Consider the following 16,228-nt stretch of genomic DNA (forward strand, 5'->3'; position numbering starts at 1 on the left):
AGCTGCAACCTAACGTGCCCCGTGTAGCACGGGCAGCAAGGGCCATGTGAATTGCCTGGGTTACCCTAGGTATCATCGCACTAATACTTACTGCTGCACGGCCAAGCGCTGGCTAAATACGCCCGCCGCTGTGGCAACCTGCACCACATATATGCCAGCGGCCTGTTGGGTTAGGTTGAGCAGGGTAGAAGCGCCGGACGTTACGCTTTGGCTCAGCACAACCTGGCCTAGCGCAGAAATTACCTGCACCCTAGCCGAGCCCAGGCTACTTGGCAGCACCAGCTGCACCCGCCCGTTGCTGGGGTTGGGGTATAGCTGGATGCCCGCTTTGGCCAGGGGCGCCCGTACTGGCAGGAGCAGGGAGTACCGTGACTGGGCCGCCTCGGCAGTAGTCTGTAGCTGGGCCAGTGAGGGGGCCGCCAGTACCGCAAACGCTACCACTACTGAGTCGTGGGGGGCTAAGCGGGGTATGGCAGCTCCCGTAACCTGCGCTACATCGGCACCCAACGGGAAGCCAGCGGTGGCATTGCGAGTACCACTGCTCAGGCTCAGGAATTTCTCGGCAGTAGTAAACCCATTGCCCAAATACACTGGGGCCGTGGGGGCATCGGTGATAGAGTATACGCTGGGCTTCCCACCCACCAGGTGCTTAACCCCCACAAATAGGTTCGGAGAAGCGGGCGCATACACGTAAGCCAAGGCTCGGGTAGAGTCCCAGCCGGCGGTGTTGCGCGTAGCATCCGGCGCCAGATCCCAATCCATGAACAGGCCCGCGTGCAAGGGGCGGAGGGTGTCGGGAGTAAGGTTGGTGAGGTGATACTCCAGAATTACGTAGTCGCGGTGCGGATCAGCTGCCCAGGCGTAGGCCACCTGCCTTACCTGTACGCCCACCGTGCGGCTGCGGGTATCGCCGGGCAAGGAGTCGCGGAACACCGCATAGGCCTCCTGATCGGCGCGCACGGTCTGGTCGCGCAAGGTGGCGCGCGCCAGGGAGTAGAAGCTCTGGTCTGCTTTAGGCCAATTGTTACGCAGATTGTTGGAAACGCGGGTAGGCGAGGTGGCTACCAGTAGGCCCCCTTCATATAGTAGCGGTGCCCCGCCTTTGTAGCGTACACCTTCCCCAATGCTGTTGTTGAGGGTTACGTAGCCTAGCTTGCCCCGGCTGGTTAAAGTGAGGCGCAGGTTATTAGCATCCAGCACCACATAATCGGGGTTCAGCAGCACCGTGGTATACTGGTCTTCCTGGTAGCCGGTGGCGGCATCCTCCAAATGATAGCGCAGCACCGCCGAGGTATTCAGTGGAACCGTGCCGGCCACATCCAGCCGAAACGGAGTGGCACTGTTGGTAGCCCGCTGTAACGTAGCCAGGGCGCCCGCTGTAAATGTACCTTGCTGCACTGCAAGGTAAGGCGAGAGCGAAGTGACCGTAATGCGTAAGTTGGTTACCGGCAAAAGCAGGTTTTGCACCTCCGCGGTAAGTTGTAGGGCATCACCGGGTAAGAATGCGGCTCGGGCCGGGGTGATGGTGCTGCTCATAATGCGGGCGGAGTGCCGATCGGTGAGAGCTACGGCCCGCAGCACGTTTAACCTGCCCGCACCCAGTTTGCCAGCATACGCGGTGTTGCCTGGCAGTTGGTAGATGTTATCGGCGGTCTGGCGCAGCTGCGCGGCTACTTGTGCCGCGTTAAACTGCGGAAACCGTACCCGCACCAACGCCGCCGCCCCGGCAACCAGAGGCGCCGCGAATGAAGAGCCACCCACGGCGATATAGTCAGAATCGTTGTTGCCGAAGGTAGTCAGAATCTGGAGGCCAGGGGCAGAGAGGTCTACGCGCCGACTATAGGTGGCATTGGTGCCTTTTTCATCGGAGGGCAGTAAGGAGGCCACCGAGATAACGTTGTTGTAGCTGGCAGGGTAGAAGTCCAGATCATCGTTGGTGTTACCTGCGGCAGCCACAATTACTACATCATGGTTGATGGCCGCGTAGTTGATGATATCCTGCTCAAACTGCGAGCGGCCTCCTTCGCCGCCCCACGAAAGGTTAATGACTTGACACCCATGATCAGCGGCGTACACAATGGCCTCAAAGCCACCAAAGCTGCCTGCAGGAGTGCTGGGGTATATCTTCAGGGGCATGAAACGGCATTTGAAGCCTACTCCGGCAATGCCCTTACCGTTATTAACGGCTCCGGCGGCACACCCCGCAACCAGAATGCCGTGCACGCTATTGGCTTCGCGGGTGGCATCATTGTCATTGTCGGCAAAATCCCAGCCCCGGTAGTTGTCAATGTACCCGTCGTGGTCGTTGTCAATTCCGTCAATAGGGTCGAGGCGGTTATACTGAATCTGGCTCGCCAGGTCTTCGTGCGTGTAGCGGGTGCCGCCGTCGATAATCCCGATAACCATGCTGGTATCTCCCTGGGTAACATCCCAGGCCCTGTAAGCCCTGATATTCTTAAGGTAGTACTGGCCGCTGGCAGTAGTAGAATCGGCCAGGGGATCGTTGGGGAGGTATAGTGGCTGGCGGCTGTAGCGGGGCTCTGCATACTCTACGGCGCCACTGAGCAACAGCTGCTGGCAGGCCTTTTCAGGAGCCAGGCGGCGGTCAAACTCCACTTGGTAGAGTAGGCTTAGGTCAACGGCACCGGGCCGCTTAGAAGCTACCTCCTGCGCCTGCGGAAACTTTTGCTGCACAGAAGTGGCTCCTACCCCGGCAAGAGCCGTTTGCAGGGCAGTTACAGCCACGCCGTTTGCGCGGGCCTGGGCTGCGTAAGCCGGCTTGAGCCGGAATATCAGTCGGCCGGGCTCTAGCGTCGTGCCGGACCCTACGGGCGTGGGGGCACCCGGCACCTGAGCCGTACCGGGCTGAGCCAGGAGGCCTAGAGTTACCCAGAAAAGTAAGGAACAGAGTAAAAATCTAGCCATCCAGCAGAATCCGCAAGCAACAAAGTTTAAGTACGTAAAATTAACATTTCCGGACTCCGAAAGGAGTGCGGATGGTTAACCAAATTTTTCAGCAGATATTAAGTAGTGTTTAGCCATTACTGGTTTTCATTAATCAAGGAAGCTGGGTTGAGAGTCTCTCTAAAACACAAAAAGGCTACCCTTTATCAGAGCAGCCTTTTTGTGTTTCCAGAATGGAAGTAGGAGCGTTATTTAGGCTTGTTGCTGTACTTATACGGCTTACCGGAATCTACCATGCGGAACTTGTAAGGATTGTTACCATTCATATCAAGCCCCAAGCCAATTGGGTTGCGGTTCTTCTTGAATTGAGACTTGTCGTTGCCGCGCTTAGCGCCTTTCATCTTTACTGACCCATAACTGCTCTTAGGGTTATGAAGTATCTTTTCTTGCGAGCAGGAGGCACTGAGCAGGCCTAGGCCTATGGCGGATATATAGAGAAATGCTTTCATGGGAAGAGAGTCTCGGTGGGAGGTTCTGCCGGCGGGCAGCGAGCAACAAGCTCTCCTCATTGTACTATTACAAGCCCAAAAAAGATGCAAAATACTTGATTTACTGCTCTTTTTACAGGCTCATAAGCTCCCGAAACCGCACCGACTGCTGACGCGAAACTTCCACCTCCGGCCCATCGCGTAGCTGAATCTTAAGCGTGTTGCTGAACCAAGGTTCAATGCCCGCAATCCACTTCAGATTAATGATTTGCTGTCGATTAGCCCGAAAAAAAACCTTTGGGTCGAGGCGGGCCTCCAGGTGCTGCAGGGTGCGCGGAATAAGGGGGCGGTGCTGGTCGAAGTAGATTTGGGTGTAGCTCCCGTTGATTTCAAACAGCTTGATATCGGCCAGCCGCACAAACCAGCATCGCTCCCCATCCTTCACAAACACCTGATCCTGGGCAGTAAGCGGGGTGGGGGCCGGCTCATCGGTGGGGCCCGGGCCCACCAGCTCCGGTACGGCCTGAACGGCCAACTTGGTACGGGCCTTCTCTAGCGCCGCAGCTAGCCGCATTTCCTGCACTGGCTTAAGCAAATAATCCAGGGCATTTACCTCAAAGGCTCTTAGGGCGTACTCATCATAGGCCGTGGTAAAAATGACGTGCGGAGCCTGATCAAGCGTAGCCAGCAGCTCAAACCCCGTTTCGCCGGGCATATGAATATCAAGAAACAGCAAATCGGGCTGGAGCTGCCGCAACTGGGTGCGCGCTTCAGCCGCATGACGCGCTTCCCCTACAATCTGCACGTCCGGAAAAGCCTGTAGTAAGTGGCGCAGTTCAGCGCGCGCCAGGCGGGAGTCATCCACCAGTAAAACGTTCATGAAGGTATCTTGACAGATTAATAGCTAGTTGCGAGGGAGGGAACCGGTGCCGCAATGAAGGGCAGCTGCAGCTCCGCCACTACTACCTCCGGTTGGGCAGGGTCGTTGGTGATGCGCAGCGCAGCACTGGCCCCATATAATAGGGCCAGCCGCTCGCGGGCATTACGCAGGCCCACTCCCTCGTGACCGGGTTGGGGCTGGTACTGCCCCGTGCTCCGTACTTCAATGTGCAGGTTGTGAGCCGCAGGCGCCAGTTGCGCCCGCAGCCGGATGAAGCCCCCCTCGGGCCGCGGAGAAATACCATGCTTGATGGCATTTTCCACCAGCAGCTGCAGCGTCATGGGCGGAATCTGGACTGGTAGGGCCGCGGGGTCAACGTCGAGGGAGTAGGTCAGGCGCTCTTCCAACTGCAGCGCCTCCAGTTGCAGGTAGTGCTCTACAATTTCCAGTTCCCGGCCCAGAGGCACCTGCTCAGCGCTGTTTAGCTGAATGGAATAGCGCAACAGGTCGGAGAGGTGGGTTATCATGTCGCGGGCCCGGCCGGGGTCTTCCATCACCAGGGCCCTAATGTTGTTGAGCCCATTGAACATGAAGTGCGGGTTGATCTGGGCCTTGAGGGTGCGCATTTCAGCTTCCTGCACCGACGTGGCCAGCTTCCACTTATCTACCTCTGCTTGTTTGTAGCGCGTGAGGTAGTGCCAGCCGAAGTAAAACCCAGCCCACAGCCACAACAGAATATTTACGTTGATGGCATACCCGAAAAACTGCGCCCAGCCATGCGGATTCCCATCGGGGGCCGGTTTAATCAGTACTATAATCAGCGCCCCGATAATTACCTGGCTGAGTAATGATAACAAGGCGTGAGCAACCAGCAGGCGCCCCAACAGCGGCAGGGGCGGCAACTGCTCCCACTTATTGGCTCGCAGGTGGTAGCGGAGCCAGTGCGTAATGGCCAGCATGGTAGCCGCAATAGCCAGGGTAATCTTTACCATGTCGGCGGAGGCCGCACCCATGAAGGCAAAGGCTACCAGGCAGATGACGAAGTACAAACTCCAGCCAATTAGTTGGCAGCGCCAATATAAGCGGGTAGGAGGAGGAACGGCGGCGTAGGAAAACATAGTAAAAACGGATGACAGCAGTAAACCAGGCTAATGGGCCGGCACCGCTAGGCTAGCGTAGGCCTGTCTGTTGTGGCGGTAAGAAATGATTAATAATCCGCTCAGCACCAATAAAGAGCAAACCATAAAAACCGGAATCATATACAGCTGCGCTACGGCCAACCGCAGGCCCAGCACCAGGCAGCCCACCGGAATTACGCCCGCCATAGCCGCATAGGGGCGGGCACAGTAAAACCAGGCATACGGAAAGAAATGGGCCCCCGTGATTATGCCGTAGGTCATGATAAAGGAGGAGGGGTACTTGCTATAAATGAACATAAGAAAGGGGAAATAAAACAGCTGCGCAACATTCAGCCATAGGCCTAAGGGCTGGAGCGGATTGTGCGGGAGGCGCCAGGTGGTGCGCAACACTCTGGAGAAAAGCCAGGCCAGGGGCATTGTAGCGGCCCCTACCAAGAAGGTAATAAAGGCTTTGTGCGCGGGTGAGTGCGGCAACATCCAGATGAAGGCAATTGCGGCCCAGACCACGCTTGCGGCCACTATGAAATCAAGCCCATTCTTAGCCTTCACCGACAGCTCAAGCCGCAGGGCCATGAAGTCTTTTTGCAGAAGCATAACCACCAGGTGTTTTTCGTGGGAGATGTTGAGGAAAAACGGCAGAGCTGCCGGGGCGGCCCTGCCGTTGAGCGTGCTCGTAAAGCTGTTTGCTACTTCTTGGCTACACTGTTCTGCTTCAGGAAGGCATCGGTTTGGGCAAAAAACCACTGCGTATCATCCCACATCAGAAAATGCTTGCCTGCCTCCGACATTTCAACGCGGTGCTGGGGTAGCTTGGCGTACTGCTGCTCAAACACGGCCTTGGTGCCCTCTTTGGTAGAGCCATATGCCTTGTAGGCGGCCCAGGCGCCCAGCACCAGTACGGGCTGCTGAATGCGGGTTACATCCTGGCGAAGATCGGTGGTCATTAGGTCGTAGTAGGCCTGGGCTACGGTGGCGGGGTCAGAAGCCAACGACCAGCGGGTGGCCTGAGAAATGCGGGCGGTATCGGTCATCATGGAGGCCGAGGTCTGGCGAGCCATAGCCGCCGACATCTTGCCCTGGCTCATCTGCTGGCGCATGTTTTCGGCCATGGGCTTGGCCTGCTCAACCGTAAGCGAAGGGTTTTGAATGGCGGCCAGGAAGGGCAGCGAGTCTACAATAACCAAGGGGCCTACGGCTTCGGGCTGGGTGGCGCTCAGCCACAGGCCCATGAAACCGCCCAGGCTGTGGCCTACCACCACGGGGCGGTTCAGTTTCTGGGTTTTGATGTAGGCCAGCAGCTGGTCGCGGACCTGCTGCAGGAACTGCTGCGTGTTAGGCAGGGCAGGTGTGCCCCCAAACCCCGCCAACGACACCACGTGGCACTGGTACTGCTTCTGGTAGTGGGCTACGGTTGCCTCCCACACGGCACCAGGGCACGTAAGGCCCGGAATCAACAACATGGGCTGGCCCTTACCCACCACCTGCACCGTGAAAGCAGGATGCGCGGCCGGGGTATCGGTTGGGGCAGATGTTGCCAATGCTGGTGAAGTAGCCAAGGCCGCCGTAGTGGTAGCACTCAGGAGCAAAATGGCGGCACAGCAGGAGCGGAGAGAGGCAGTCAGGTTCATGGGGTAAGGCAGTTGGTGGTTGATTGATGATTCAAACCTAGCCTACCCCTAGCCCTTTAAGAACTGAATTTCAGTGAACGGTAAATTGGCCCGCCGAACTGCTGGATTGGCCCGCTGATCTGCGGGGCTGCTTAACCGCTACTGGCCTGGCACAGCAAAAAAGCAGGCAACTAAAAAGCCCCACCAAAGGCAGGGCTTACAGTTGCGGCCGGAAACAGCTAGGCCAGTAAACCACCGGCAAGGGCGTTATTTACTGGCCTAGAAAGTAGTGGTATGCTAAATGATGTTGCGCAAATCGTTGCGCAGGTTTTCAATACCACGCCAGATTTCGTCCCAGGTGCTGCGGTCAGAATCGGAGGGTGGGGTTTGAGCGGCGGGGGCATCCTTTAGTTGGGCTGCTAGCCCAGCACGCTTGGTTTCCAAGGCGGCAATGTGCTCGTGGTAGGTGTGCTGGGAGTTGGAGGTAGTGGCGTGGGCGCGGTTTTGCAGGGTGCGGATTTTGGCATCCAACTCATCAAGGGCTTGGTGAAGCTCGGCGGCAGACAGGTGCGTAGGGATGCGCACGTGCTCAGGAGAAGGCGTAGCAGACATAGCGAAAAGTAATTAGTGAGAGGCAACCGCGTAATAGGGCAGTCAACACTTAGCGTACTGTTTTCGCGCCAGAAAAGATACATAGCGTACCCACGGTGAACTGGTGAAGTTGTGACGTGTCATTGCGAGGACGCAGGACGAAGCAATTCTTCCTGCGTCGTTGCACGAGCCTGAAAAAAGAAAAGCCCTTAGGTCCACGCAGGTGGTAAGGGCTTTTGAGTAGATTAGAGTTTAGCGCACGGACAAGGAAAGATTGCTTCGTCGTACCTCCTCGCAATGACACGTCACAACTTCACCATGGGTACGCCTAGCTCGCGGGCTAGGGGTGCGGCGGCGGAGGCGTAGAGTAAGGTAAGCAGTTCGTTGGTGGCAGGCTCTAGTTCTACGTGGTAGTCTTCGTGGAGCTTGGCGGCTTGCTTTAGGGCCTCGTGGGTGCGGCGGGCTAGGTGCTGCAGCAAGGGCTGAGTGGGACCGTGCAAGCGGCTCACCGCCTCGGGCTGGTGGCGCAACACGTTGGTTAACAGCCGAAGAGTTAGCTCTACCTCGCCAAACAGGTCGCCGGTGATGCGGGTGTGGTAGGCCAGGCGGCCTTGCAGTTGCCGCACAATGTGGAGCAGGTCGTTGGGGGTTTGGTGGTAGCCACGCACGGGGTCGTCTACCTGAGTGCGCAGGCGCAAGCGGCGCTGTTCCAGCGCGTCATCACCCTCTAAGAGGCGGTAGCTGAGCTGCTCCGTAAGTACGGCATCTTGGCTCACGAGGCGGGTGAGTAGCTGGTCCTTTTCTTTCTGGGGGAGGTTAAGAAGCGCTTTACGCAGGTCGGGGGAGAGAGCAGGCATAGAAGGAAGAACGCAATTTCAGCGCGTCAGATTCCGTGATTTACGCTAAGTAAGAGTATTCCGGCTGCAAGTAAGGGAGCAGGAAGTGCGTAGTATATCGGGTCAAGATAACTCACGAATAAGGTAAATGGTGGTGCCAAGGGCCGCCAGGCCGAAGCAGGCGAGCAAGGCTGTACCCCAGGCCGGATGATGCAAAGGTGCGCCTACTTGTTGCACCCAACGGCTGGTGGCAGAGGAGGCAGAATCAGGCGTTGGCGCCGTAATAGGGGAAGCGAAGGTAGTGAGTGGCTTAGGCTGCTGGCGGGCGTCGGTTAACACATACAATGCTGGGGCCGGCGACTGAATATCAAGCAGGTATTTCTTGGCATCAAGCTGCTGAACGCAGTCTAGCGCGTCAACAATGCGGCCAAAGCGTGCCTGCGAACCAAAGCGTAGTGCTATTCCCCTAGTGTTATCAGGGAACTGCAGCATGTGTTCCACCTTCCGTCTGAAGAGCTCAAGATTTAAGCTATCGGCGGGCTGACTACCCACAAGCATTACGGTTTGCCATTGGCGTAGCTGGCGTAACTCTGCGGGGGAGGGTAATTCGAACCGCATACCATAGTCGTCTAGACGCGTCTTCTGGCGTTTGAGAGGCATCGTAATCTGCAGTATCGTTTGCTGCTTGTTGGGTAAACTGCCAAGTAAAATGCCGCTAATGAGGAGCAGAGCGGCTAAGTCAAGCAACAAGGCGGGGGCGAAGAGCAGGCGTGGCAGACGACGAACAAGCCGGAGTAGCATAGCTGCTGGGTAAGATAGTACTAACGCCTCGCGGCAGGAATATAGTGGCCTCATTATAACGCTAGCAACACCACAGGCAGTGCACTGGCCTAGAGAATGTAACGCTTAAAACCTTTCCTGCGGTTAGGCGGCCAAAAGCACTTCGGCAGACCAAAAAGCCCCGCGTAGCGCAGTAGGCCTCTCGGTCTGCCGAAGCGGACTGGTTACATAGAGTAGAGCGGCGGCTTTTCAGTAGCCAGCCTGCTTTTGCAGAGGTAAGCAGGCCTAGCGGCCGATGCTGCGGTGCGTGAAGGAGGTGAAGCCCACGAAGGTTTTGTCACCGGGCGTCCCATAGGGGTCCTGCCGGTCGCGCAGCGAGGCTAGCTTGGCCGTGCCATAATAGTTGTAGGCCGTTTCAATGCCGGGGAAAATCTGGCTGCCGCTACAGTTGCGGGTGTAATTGCCGGCTACAGCGTCCTCAAACCGATTCCATCCATTCTTAATCTGTTGGCCGTTGTACTCATAAATGGTGTTGTTGCCCTGAATGCGGGCAATTTCGGCGGCGTAGGTTAGGCCCGTCAGGGTGTACTGAGGGTGCACGCAGTCCCGGTCGCGCTGCTCTTTTACCGCTCCATCGGAGTAGAACACCTGGGGCATCACTTCCAGGAGGTAATTATATCCGTTGTCGTAAACGGTGGTGCTGTTGAACCACACGCCCAGGGCCATTTTAGCGTACGCGCACGACACCTGCCAGTTGTTGATGTCACTGATGGAGCCTGGTACGTTATTAACGTAGTTGTTTTTGAGGTTGTTAAGGAAGTCGTTGAACTTGGCAATATCCGTGGCCGACCACCCCGCGCCCGTGGTGCCATTTACCTGGTAGTAACGAATAATTTCAGCCGCCGCCACAAAGTTGGGCGCCACCCAGGAGGCCTCCAGGTACGTTTGCCGAAACTCCGTGGGGCTGCCGTCGGGCTTAGGAGAGGTGGAGTAGCGCTGAAAGTTGTAGGCGTAGCCATTGAGGATTTGCTTGGCCTGCCCCGCATAGGTGGCGTTGCCGGTTTTCACCCATCGCAAAGCACAGGCGTAGGCCAGCACCGCATCCCGCCGGATCTGGTCTTCGGTGGGGCTGCCGCCGCTGCCCACCACGTACACTACCGCCGGGAAGGAGGTAGGCACCGGGTATTGATTCATGTACTCAATCACTTTATTGTAGCCGGCCAGGCGGGTGGCATCGCTGGCATTGGCTTGCGAAGCCACCAAATCAAGGCTGGCTTTGCTGTTGAGCACGCCAGGGTGCCGAAACGTGGTGATAGTAGAGTTGGCGCTGCCCGTAGCACTAGTGGCCGGAGTAGCGGCCTCGGGCTTCTGACAGCCAGAAACCGCAGTAAGTACGAGGGCGAGGCCCAGCTGGGAAAGACCAGCAAGCAGAGTGGTGTACGACATGTGTTTTGGTGGGTTAGGTAGAGAAGAACAGTTCTTTGCTTCCGTCAGGAAAGCATGAAAAAGTCCTGCTTTTTTACGGGCATCCGTGCGCTAACCCACCACTTTATTTGCGTAAACGATTTCGGATCAAGGTATTGCCCCCTTAGCATGCCGCAGGGCTGAAGTAGCTGCCAGCGGCGCAAAATCTGGCTGTACCAGGTTTCTTACGATCCGCATAACCCAGGTAAGGCAATTATATTGCCTGCTAACAACGTTACCTCAGAGTGTGCGGACGTGTGAGGTGGCAAAACAGCAAGCCAGCCTACTATCCGGCAACAGGCCTGTGCTGCTACTGAGCGAGTAAGTACGCCTAGCCGTCACTGATCCAGCAAGCCAACTGATTCTAGCGCAACGATAGTTGCTTGCCGGTATCCAGGCTGCGGCGGCGCAGCAGCGCTTCCATAAAATAGTAGTCGGCGTAGATGATAGGCACGTCGATTTCGCTGTTGGCGGGTTTGTGACCGGTGCTGTGCAGGAGCAGGAAGCCACGGCTACCACCGGGCTTGGCAGTATAGTGCTTGCTTAGGCTGTCCATGATTTTATTGGCCGTACGGCGGTACAGAGCTGCGCTAGCAGGGCTATAGGTGCTCAACTCATACAGTGCCGAGGCCATAATGGCGGCAGCAGAAGCATCGCGGGGCTCTTTGGGAATGCCGGGAGCATTGAAGTCCCAGTACGGTACCAGGTCTTTGGGCAGGTTAGGGTGATTCATGATGAATGCAGCCACCTGCTCGGCCTGGGCTAAGTAGGCTTTGTTCTTGGTTTCGCGGTAGCACATAGTGAAGCCGTACAGCGCCCAGCCCTGCCCCCGCGCCCACGCCGACTCATTGGCAGCACCCTGATGAGTAGTGCGCTTCACCACGTTGCCCGTCAGCGTGTCGTAATCTACTACGTGGTAGGAGCTAAAATCGGGGCGGAAGTGGTTGTTGAGGGTTTTGGTGGCGTGGCTGACGGCAATCTTGTAAAACGAGGAATCACCGGACAGGCGAGTGGCCGCAAACAGCAGTTCCAGGTTCATCATGTTGTCGATGATGACCGGGTAGCCCCAGGTTTCGCGGTGGTGGTCCCAGGAGCGGATGGCACCTACCTTGGGGTTAAAGCGTGTGCTGAGCGTGCGTGCCGCCTGCACAATTACCTCGCGGTAAGTCGGGTCATGTGTGAGCCGGTAGCCGCTGCCGAAGCTGCAGTACACCTTAAAGCCCACGTCGTGACTGGTAACGTCGAGCTTCTCCCGCTCAATGTTGGCCGTATAGGTTCTGGCGGCGGTTTGCCATTTGGGCTGGCCCGTCGCCTCCGAAAGCAACCATAAGTAGCCGGGGAAAAAGCCGCTGGTCCAGTCCTTGGAAGGTACTACTGCCAGTTCCCCCGTAGGGGTGAGCGAACGGGGTGAAACCGGAGGAAGCTTACCCGGAGCCACAGCCTTCTGCTGCACTGCCAGGGGCACCTGCTCCAGCAGTAGGGCCGCCTGAGTTTCGGCCAGCTTAAGCGTCTTCTTTGTAAGCGCCGACTGGCCTAGGGCCGGAGCCGCGAGCAGAGACAGAAGGCCGAGGCCAAGCGTATGAAGTTTCATCATGAATGGGCTTTAGTAGGAGAAAACTGACGCGGCTCGTAATGCCTATGAAGTGGCCTAGAGGCTGAAGTAAGAGTGAGAACTGGTGTGCTTAGCTTAGGCCGTCATGCTTTATCTGCCGTCCGCGCAGTCGAAGCATCTATACTGTTCGTTGCATAGCTCTAGGCCAGTAGTAGTTAGCCAGCGGTAGAGAGGCTTCGACAAGCTCAGCATGACGGGCTTTTCTATTTCTAAGTAGAGTTATGGCAGCCAGAGGAGCGGGTGGCGCACGGGCAGGTTGCGCACTACTTCGGGTACCTCAGGCTGGTGGTCTAGGTGCTGCCAGGTGGCAAACCAGTCTTTGTTGGCGAACTGCACAGCGCCCAATACCAGGAAGGGCTGTGCCACCGGCCAGTTTTCCCAGTACATGACATCCTTGGGGAAGGGCCACGCGCTTTTGTCCTTCACGTAGGGGTAGAGGTACTCAATGCCGCGCCGGATGCTGCGGCCATCAGCCGTTTGGTAGGTCCAGAGGTTGTCCTGGGGGGTGCTCAGAATCTGGCAGATCATGGTCATGGCGTCCAGGTTGAACAGGGAGTAGCCGTAGGGCTTAGTGCGCTTGGTTTCCAGGGGGAAAGAACCATCAGCGGCCATCTGGGAGGGCAGGAGCACGGTTTTGTACCGCTCCCGGCAGAACGTGAGCAGCTCCTGATTGCCAGTAAGGCGAGCAAACGCAGCCACCTGCATCACCCAGCACGTGCCGTGGTTGTTGGCTGCCTTCATCTCATCCTGGCCATAAGGATGCGTGGTAAGCCAGGTCAGGTACTGCGCAAACCAGCTCTTTATTCCCGCCAGATCACTGGCGCCCAGAGCCGGCTCCATCACCAGCACTCCCTGCGCTACTTCCATCAGCTGAATGGTATCGATGATGCCGATGCCACGCCCGATAAAACGACCGGAAATTGCCTGAGCGTAAAGCAGGGAAGGGTTCATCAGCGTGGCCGGATCAGTAAACCAGGCCCGCAAATGCACCAGGGCGTGCCGCACGTATGTAGGATCATGGGTGAGCTGGTAGGCCGAGGCCAGCGCCCCTATAATGCGGCTAAAGCGAATCATGGCCACTCGGTGAGCTACGAAGTTATCGGGGTTGGTTTGGCCGTCGCGCTGCACGTAGGGGCCAGCGGGGGTGGCAGGGTCGGGCCACCAGTAGTCGCCTTCCGAAAAGAAATCGTGGGGGCCACCGGCGCTACGCGGGGAGTGGGCACTGGTAACGGTTCCAGGAGCCTGCTGCAGGGCCCAGGCCGCCTCCGCCAACACCTGGGCACGTAGTACTGCTACCGCTTGTTTCTGCAGCTTACGGTCGGGCCCTCCGGCCCGGGCAACGAAGCACCCAAGCAGAAGTAGAAGCAGGAAGAGGAAAAGGACCTTGGGGGGCATCGACATGGAAGGGGCCTCTACTTTAGGGGGGGGGGAATACTTATGACTGATAATCGTTGGTTACGCAATTCGGCATGCTGAGCGGAGCCGGAGCAGCTCTACCGCCTTGTAGCGAGAGGCGTAGGCCAGTTCGTTAGCCAGAAGTAGAGATGCTTCAGTCCTTTGCTTGAGGCTCCCCCGCTCAGCATGACGATTCTTCGGTTGGCAGAAGACAACAGCCCCATACATCAAGGCGCAAGCACCAGCTTACTTTCCAGGCGGATATCGTCGGAGGCGCTGCCAAGCATGAGCTGGAAGTCGCCGGGCTCGGCGGCCCATTGCAGCTGGGAGTTGTAGAAGGCTAGCTTGTCTTGGTTGATGGTGAAGCTGATGGTCTGGCTTTGGCCGGGCTTGAGCATCACCTTGCGGAAATCCTTCAGCTCCTTCACGGGCCGCACCACCGACGATACCAGGTCGCGCAGATACAGCTGCACCACTTCTTCGCCGGCTACAGGGCCGGTGTTGGTCAGGGTAAACTGCACCTGCACCGTTTCCGAAGGCAGCATGGTGGGCTGACTAAGCTTCAGATCAGCATAGCGGAAGGTAGTGTAGCTCAGCCCGTGCCCGAAGGCGTAACGAGGCGTGTTAAGCTCATCAATATAGGCCGACTTATAGCGAGTATCGGTGGGCTTGGTGACGGGTCGGCCGGTGTTGTAATGCTGGTAGCTGAGCGGCAACTGGCCTACCGAGCGGGGGAAAGAGGAGGGAAGCTTGCCCGAGGGGTTGTAGTCGCCGAAGAGCACATCAGCTAAGGCATGGCCGCCTTCCGAGCCTGGGAACCACGCGTAGAGAATAGCGTCGGCCTGGTCGGCCATGGTGTTGAAGATGAGCGGGCGTCCGCCCATGACTACGGCCACTATGGGCTTACCGGTGGCTTTCAGGGCCTGAAACAGCTCTTCCTGCACGCCGGGCAAGTGAATGTCGGCCCGAGACTTGGCCTCGCCACTCATGTCCCAGCTCTCGCCCACGCACAGCACTACCACATCGGCGGCTTTGGCCGTTTCTACGGCTTGGGCAAAGCCCGCGCGTGAGTTGCCGGTTATCTCACAACCCTTGGCATACAGCAGGCGCACCTTTTTACCGGCTCGCTGGGTTACGCCCTCAAACGCCGACACAATGTGGGCGGTATCGGCAATAACCGTCCAGCCGCCGGCTAGGTCGCGCTTCGACTTGCCCAGCGGCCCAATTACGGCAATGGTGCGCTGCTGGCCCAGGGGCAACAGGCGGTTCTCGTTTTTGAGCAGCACCATTGATTTGCGAGCCACATCACGGGCGGCTACCAGGTGCTGCGGGTCGCGGAGCACGTTTCGCTCGCGCTTGGCATCGGAGAATTTGTAGGGGTCATCGAACAGGCCTAGCTCGAACTTCTTGCGCAGCACGCGGCGCACGGCATCATCTACCAGCGCTACGGGTACCTGGCCACTTTGTACCAGCTGGGCCAGGTGCGGACCGTAGGCGTCGTTTTCCATGTCCATGTCGTTGCCGGCCGTTATGGCTTTTTGGGCAGCATCAGCCACGGTGGGGGCATAGCCCCAGGGCACCATCTCCCGAATCGAGCCCCAGTCGCTGACCACAAATCCCTGGTAGTTCCACTGGCCCTTCAGGATGTCGCGCTGGAGGTGGCTGCTGGCCGTGGCGGGCACCCCGTTGAGGGTGTTAAAGGAGTTCATAAAGGTGGCCGCGCCGGCATCGGCGGCGGCTTTGAAGGGCGGCAGGTAAGTTTCCCAGAGCTGCTGCTCGCTCATATCCACGGCGTTGTAGTCGCGGCCGGCAATGGCAGCACCGTAAGCCGCAAAGTGCTTGGCGCAGGCCATCACGGCATCGGTGGCGCCCAGCTTCTCGCCCTGGAAACCCAGCACGCGGGCCTTGGCAATTTGGGAGCCGAGGTAGGTGTCCTCGCCGGCGCCTTCCATCACGCGGCCCCAGCGGGCATCGCGGCCCACGTCTACCATGGGCGCAAACGTCCAGTGAATGCCGGAGGCCGCCGCTTCCTTGGCCGCTATATGCGCCGACAGGCGGATGGCCTTCAGGTCCCAGGAGGCAGCCTCACCCAGGGGCACGGGAAATACGGTTTGGTAGCCGTGAATGACATCGAGAGCAAAAAGCAGCGGAATGTGCAGGCGCGACTTCAGGGCCTCCGCCTGAATGGCGCGGGTGTCAGCCACACCTTTTACGTTCAGCATGGAGCCCACCTGCCCGCTCCGGATGCTGTTAAGAAGGTCGGTTTTACGGTTGCTGGCCGGGCCAGTCAGCTCCCGCCCCGAGTACTGCACCAGCTGACCGACTTTCTCCTCCAGCGTCATCTGGCCTAGCAGGGCCGTAACGCGCTGCTCCACGGCGGCCGGGCCGGCCGGGGTGCGTTGGGCTTGCAGCCCGACGGCCGGGAGCAGTAAGGTGCCGAGGAGAAGAACTGATTTGGAAGGAAATGAGAACATGAAGCAAAAAGTGGCCTAGGGCCGAATCAGAGGGTAGTAAAAGGATTGAAGGGCCGTG

13 protein-coding genes are annotated in these 16,228 nt (G+C 57.9%); all 13 read right to left on the reverse strand.

Going from position 1 to position 16,228, the window contains the following annotated elements:
* Positions 1–87 precede the first annotated feature (87 nt).
* Positions 88–2,925 (reverse strand): S8 family peptidase, encoded by a 2,838-nt coding sequence (locus HMJ29_RS13535; RefSeq protein WP_171591998.1) that lies wholly within the window; start codon positions 2,923–2,925, stop codon positions 88–90.
* A 227-nt stretch (positions 2,926–3,152) separates the two neighbouring features.
* The gene (locus HMJ29_RS13540) at positions 3,153–3,413 is read right to left on the reverse strand and encodes a hypothetical protein (protein ID WP_171591999.1); all 261 of its coding nucleotides are present in this window, start codon (positions 3,411–3,413) and stop codon (positions 3,153–3,155) included.
* A 112-nt stretch (positions 3,414–3,525) separates the two neighbouring features.
* Positions 3,526–4,272 (reverse strand): LytR/AlgR family response regulator transcription factor, encoded by a 747-nt coding sequence (locus HMJ29_RS13545; protein ID WP_171592000.1) that lies wholly within the window; start codon positions 4,270–4,272, stop codon positions 3,526–3,528.
* A 17-nt stretch (positions 4,273–4,289) separates the two neighbouring features.
* Positions 4,290–5,390, reverse strand: a complete 1,101-nt coding sequence (locus tag HMJ29_RS13550) for a sensor histidine kinase (protein ID WP_171592001.1) — start codon at positions 5,388–5,390, stop codon at positions 4,290–4,292.
* A 30-nt stretch (positions 5,391–5,420) separates the two neighbouring features.
* Positions 5,421–6,005 (reverse strand): DUF7010 family protein, encoded by a 585-nt coding sequence (locus HMJ29_RS13555; RefSeq protein WP_216634056.1) that lies wholly within the window; start codon positions 6,003–6,005, stop codon positions 5,421–5,423.
* Positions 6,006–6,097: 92 nt separating this feature from the next.
* Complete coding sequence (locus HMJ29_RS13560) at positions 6,098–7,039, reverse strand: alpha/beta fold hydrolase (protein WP_171592002.1); 942 nt, start codon at positions 7,037–7,039, stop codon at positions 6,098–6,100.
* A 276-nt stretch (positions 7,040–7,315) separates the two neighbouring features.
* Complete coding sequence (locus HMJ29_RS13565) at positions 7,316–7,630, reverse strand: sll1863 family stress response protein (RefSeq protein ID WP_171592003.1); 315 nt, start codon at positions 7,628–7,630, stop codon at positions 7,316–7,318.
* A 284-nt stretch (positions 7,631–7,914) separates the two neighbouring features.
* The gene (locus HMJ29_RS13570; protein ID WP_171592004.1) at positions 7,915–8,466 is read right to left on the reverse strand and encodes a hypothetical protein; all 552 of its coding nucleotides are present in this window, start codon (positions 8,464–8,466) and stop codon (positions 7,915–7,917) included.
* 102 nt (positions 8,467–8,568) lie between these two features.
* Complete coding sequence (locus HMJ29_RS13575) at positions 8,569–9,246, reverse strand: hypothetical protein (protein ID WP_171592005.1); 678 nt, start codon at positions 9,244–9,246, stop codon at positions 8,569–8,571.
* Positions 9,247–9,510: 264 nt separating this feature from the next.
* The gene (locus tag HMJ29_RS13580) at positions 9,511–10,671 is read right to left on the reverse strand and encodes an alginate lyase family protein (protein ID WP_171592006.1); all 1,161 of its coding nucleotides are present in this window, start codon (positions 10,669–10,671) and stop codon (positions 9,511–9,513) included.
* Positions 10,672–11,053: 382 nt separating this feature from the next.
* Positions 11,054–12,283, reverse strand: a complete 1,230-nt coding sequence (locus tag HMJ29_RS13585; RefSeq protein ID WP_253805642.1) for a glycoside hydrolase family 88 protein — start codon at positions 12,281–12,283, stop codon at positions 11,054–11,056.
* A gap of 237 nt (positions 12,284–12,520) precedes the next feature.
* Complete coding sequence (locus tag HMJ29_RS13590) at positions 12,521–13,702, reverse strand: alginate lyase family protein (protein ID WP_253805643.1); 1,182 nt, start codon at positions 13,700–13,702, stop codon at positions 12,521–12,523.
* A 221-nt stretch (positions 13,703–13,923) separates the two neighbouring features.
* Entirely contained in the window at positions 13,924–16,170 is a 2,247-nt protein-coding gene (gene bglX / locus HMJ29_RS13595; RefSeq protein WP_171592007.1) for a beta-glucosidase BglX, read from the reverse strand.
* Positions 16,171–16,228: the final 58 nt, after the last annotated feature.

The organism is Hymenobacter taeanensis (assembly GCF_013137895.1).
GTDB lineage: Bacteria > Bacteroidota > Bacteroidia > Cytophagales > Hymenobacteraceae > Hymenobacter > Hymenobacter taeanensis.

Coding starts and splice junctions, on each gene's coding strand:
- HMJ29_RS13535 (WP_171591998.1), bottom strand. CDS start 2,925: ATGGCTAGATTTTTACTCTGTTCCTTACTTTTCTGGGTAACTCTAGGC.
- HMJ29_RS13540 (WP_171591999.1), bottom strand. CDS start 3,413: ATGAAAGCATTTCTCTATATATCCGCCATAGGCCTAGGCCTGCTCAGT.
- HMJ29_RS13545 (WP_171592000.1), bottom strand. CDS start 4,272: ATGAACGTTTTACTGGTGGATGACTCCCGCCTGGCGCGCGCTGAACTG.
- HMJ29_RS13550 (WP_171592001.1), bottom strand. CDS start 5,390: ATGTTTTCCTACGCCGCCGTTCCTCCTCCTACCCGCTTATATTGGCGC.
- HMJ29_RS13555 (WP_216634056.1), bottom strand. CDS start 6,005: ATGCTTCTGCAAAAAGACTTCATGGCCCTGCGGCTTGAGCTGTCGGTG.
- HMJ29_RS13560 (WP_171592002.1), bottom strand. CDS start 7,039: ATGAACCTGACTGCCTCTCTCCGCTCCTGCTGTGCCGCCATTTTGCTC.
- HMJ29_RS13565 (WP_171592003.1), bottom strand. CDS start 7,630: ATGTCTGCTACGCCTTCTCCTGAGCACGTGCGCATCCCTACGCACCTG.
- HMJ29_RS13570 (WP_171592004.1), bottom strand. CDS start 8,466: ATGCCTGCTCTCTCCCCCGACCTGCGTAAAGCGCTTCTTAACCTCCCC.
- HMJ29_RS13575 (WP_171592005.1), bottom strand. CDS start 9,246: ATGCTACTCCGGCTTGTTCGTCGTCTGCCACGCCTGCTCTTCGCCCCC.
- HMJ29_RS13580 (WP_171592006.1), bottom strand. CDS start 10,671: ATGTCGTACACCACTCTGCTTGCTGGTCTTTCCCAGCTGGGCCTCGCC.
- HMJ29_RS13585 (WP_253805642.1), bottom strand. CDS start 12,283: ATGATGAAACTTCATACGCTTGGCCTCGGCCTTCTGTCTCTGCTCGCG.
- HMJ29_RS13590 (WP_253805643.1), bottom strand. CDS start 13,702: ATGTCGATGCCCCCCAAGGTCCTTTTCCTCTTCCTGCTTCTACTTCTG.
- bglX (WP_171592007.1), bottom strand. CDS start 16,170: ATGTTCTCATTTCCTTCCAAATCAGTTCTTCTCCTCGGCACCTTACTG.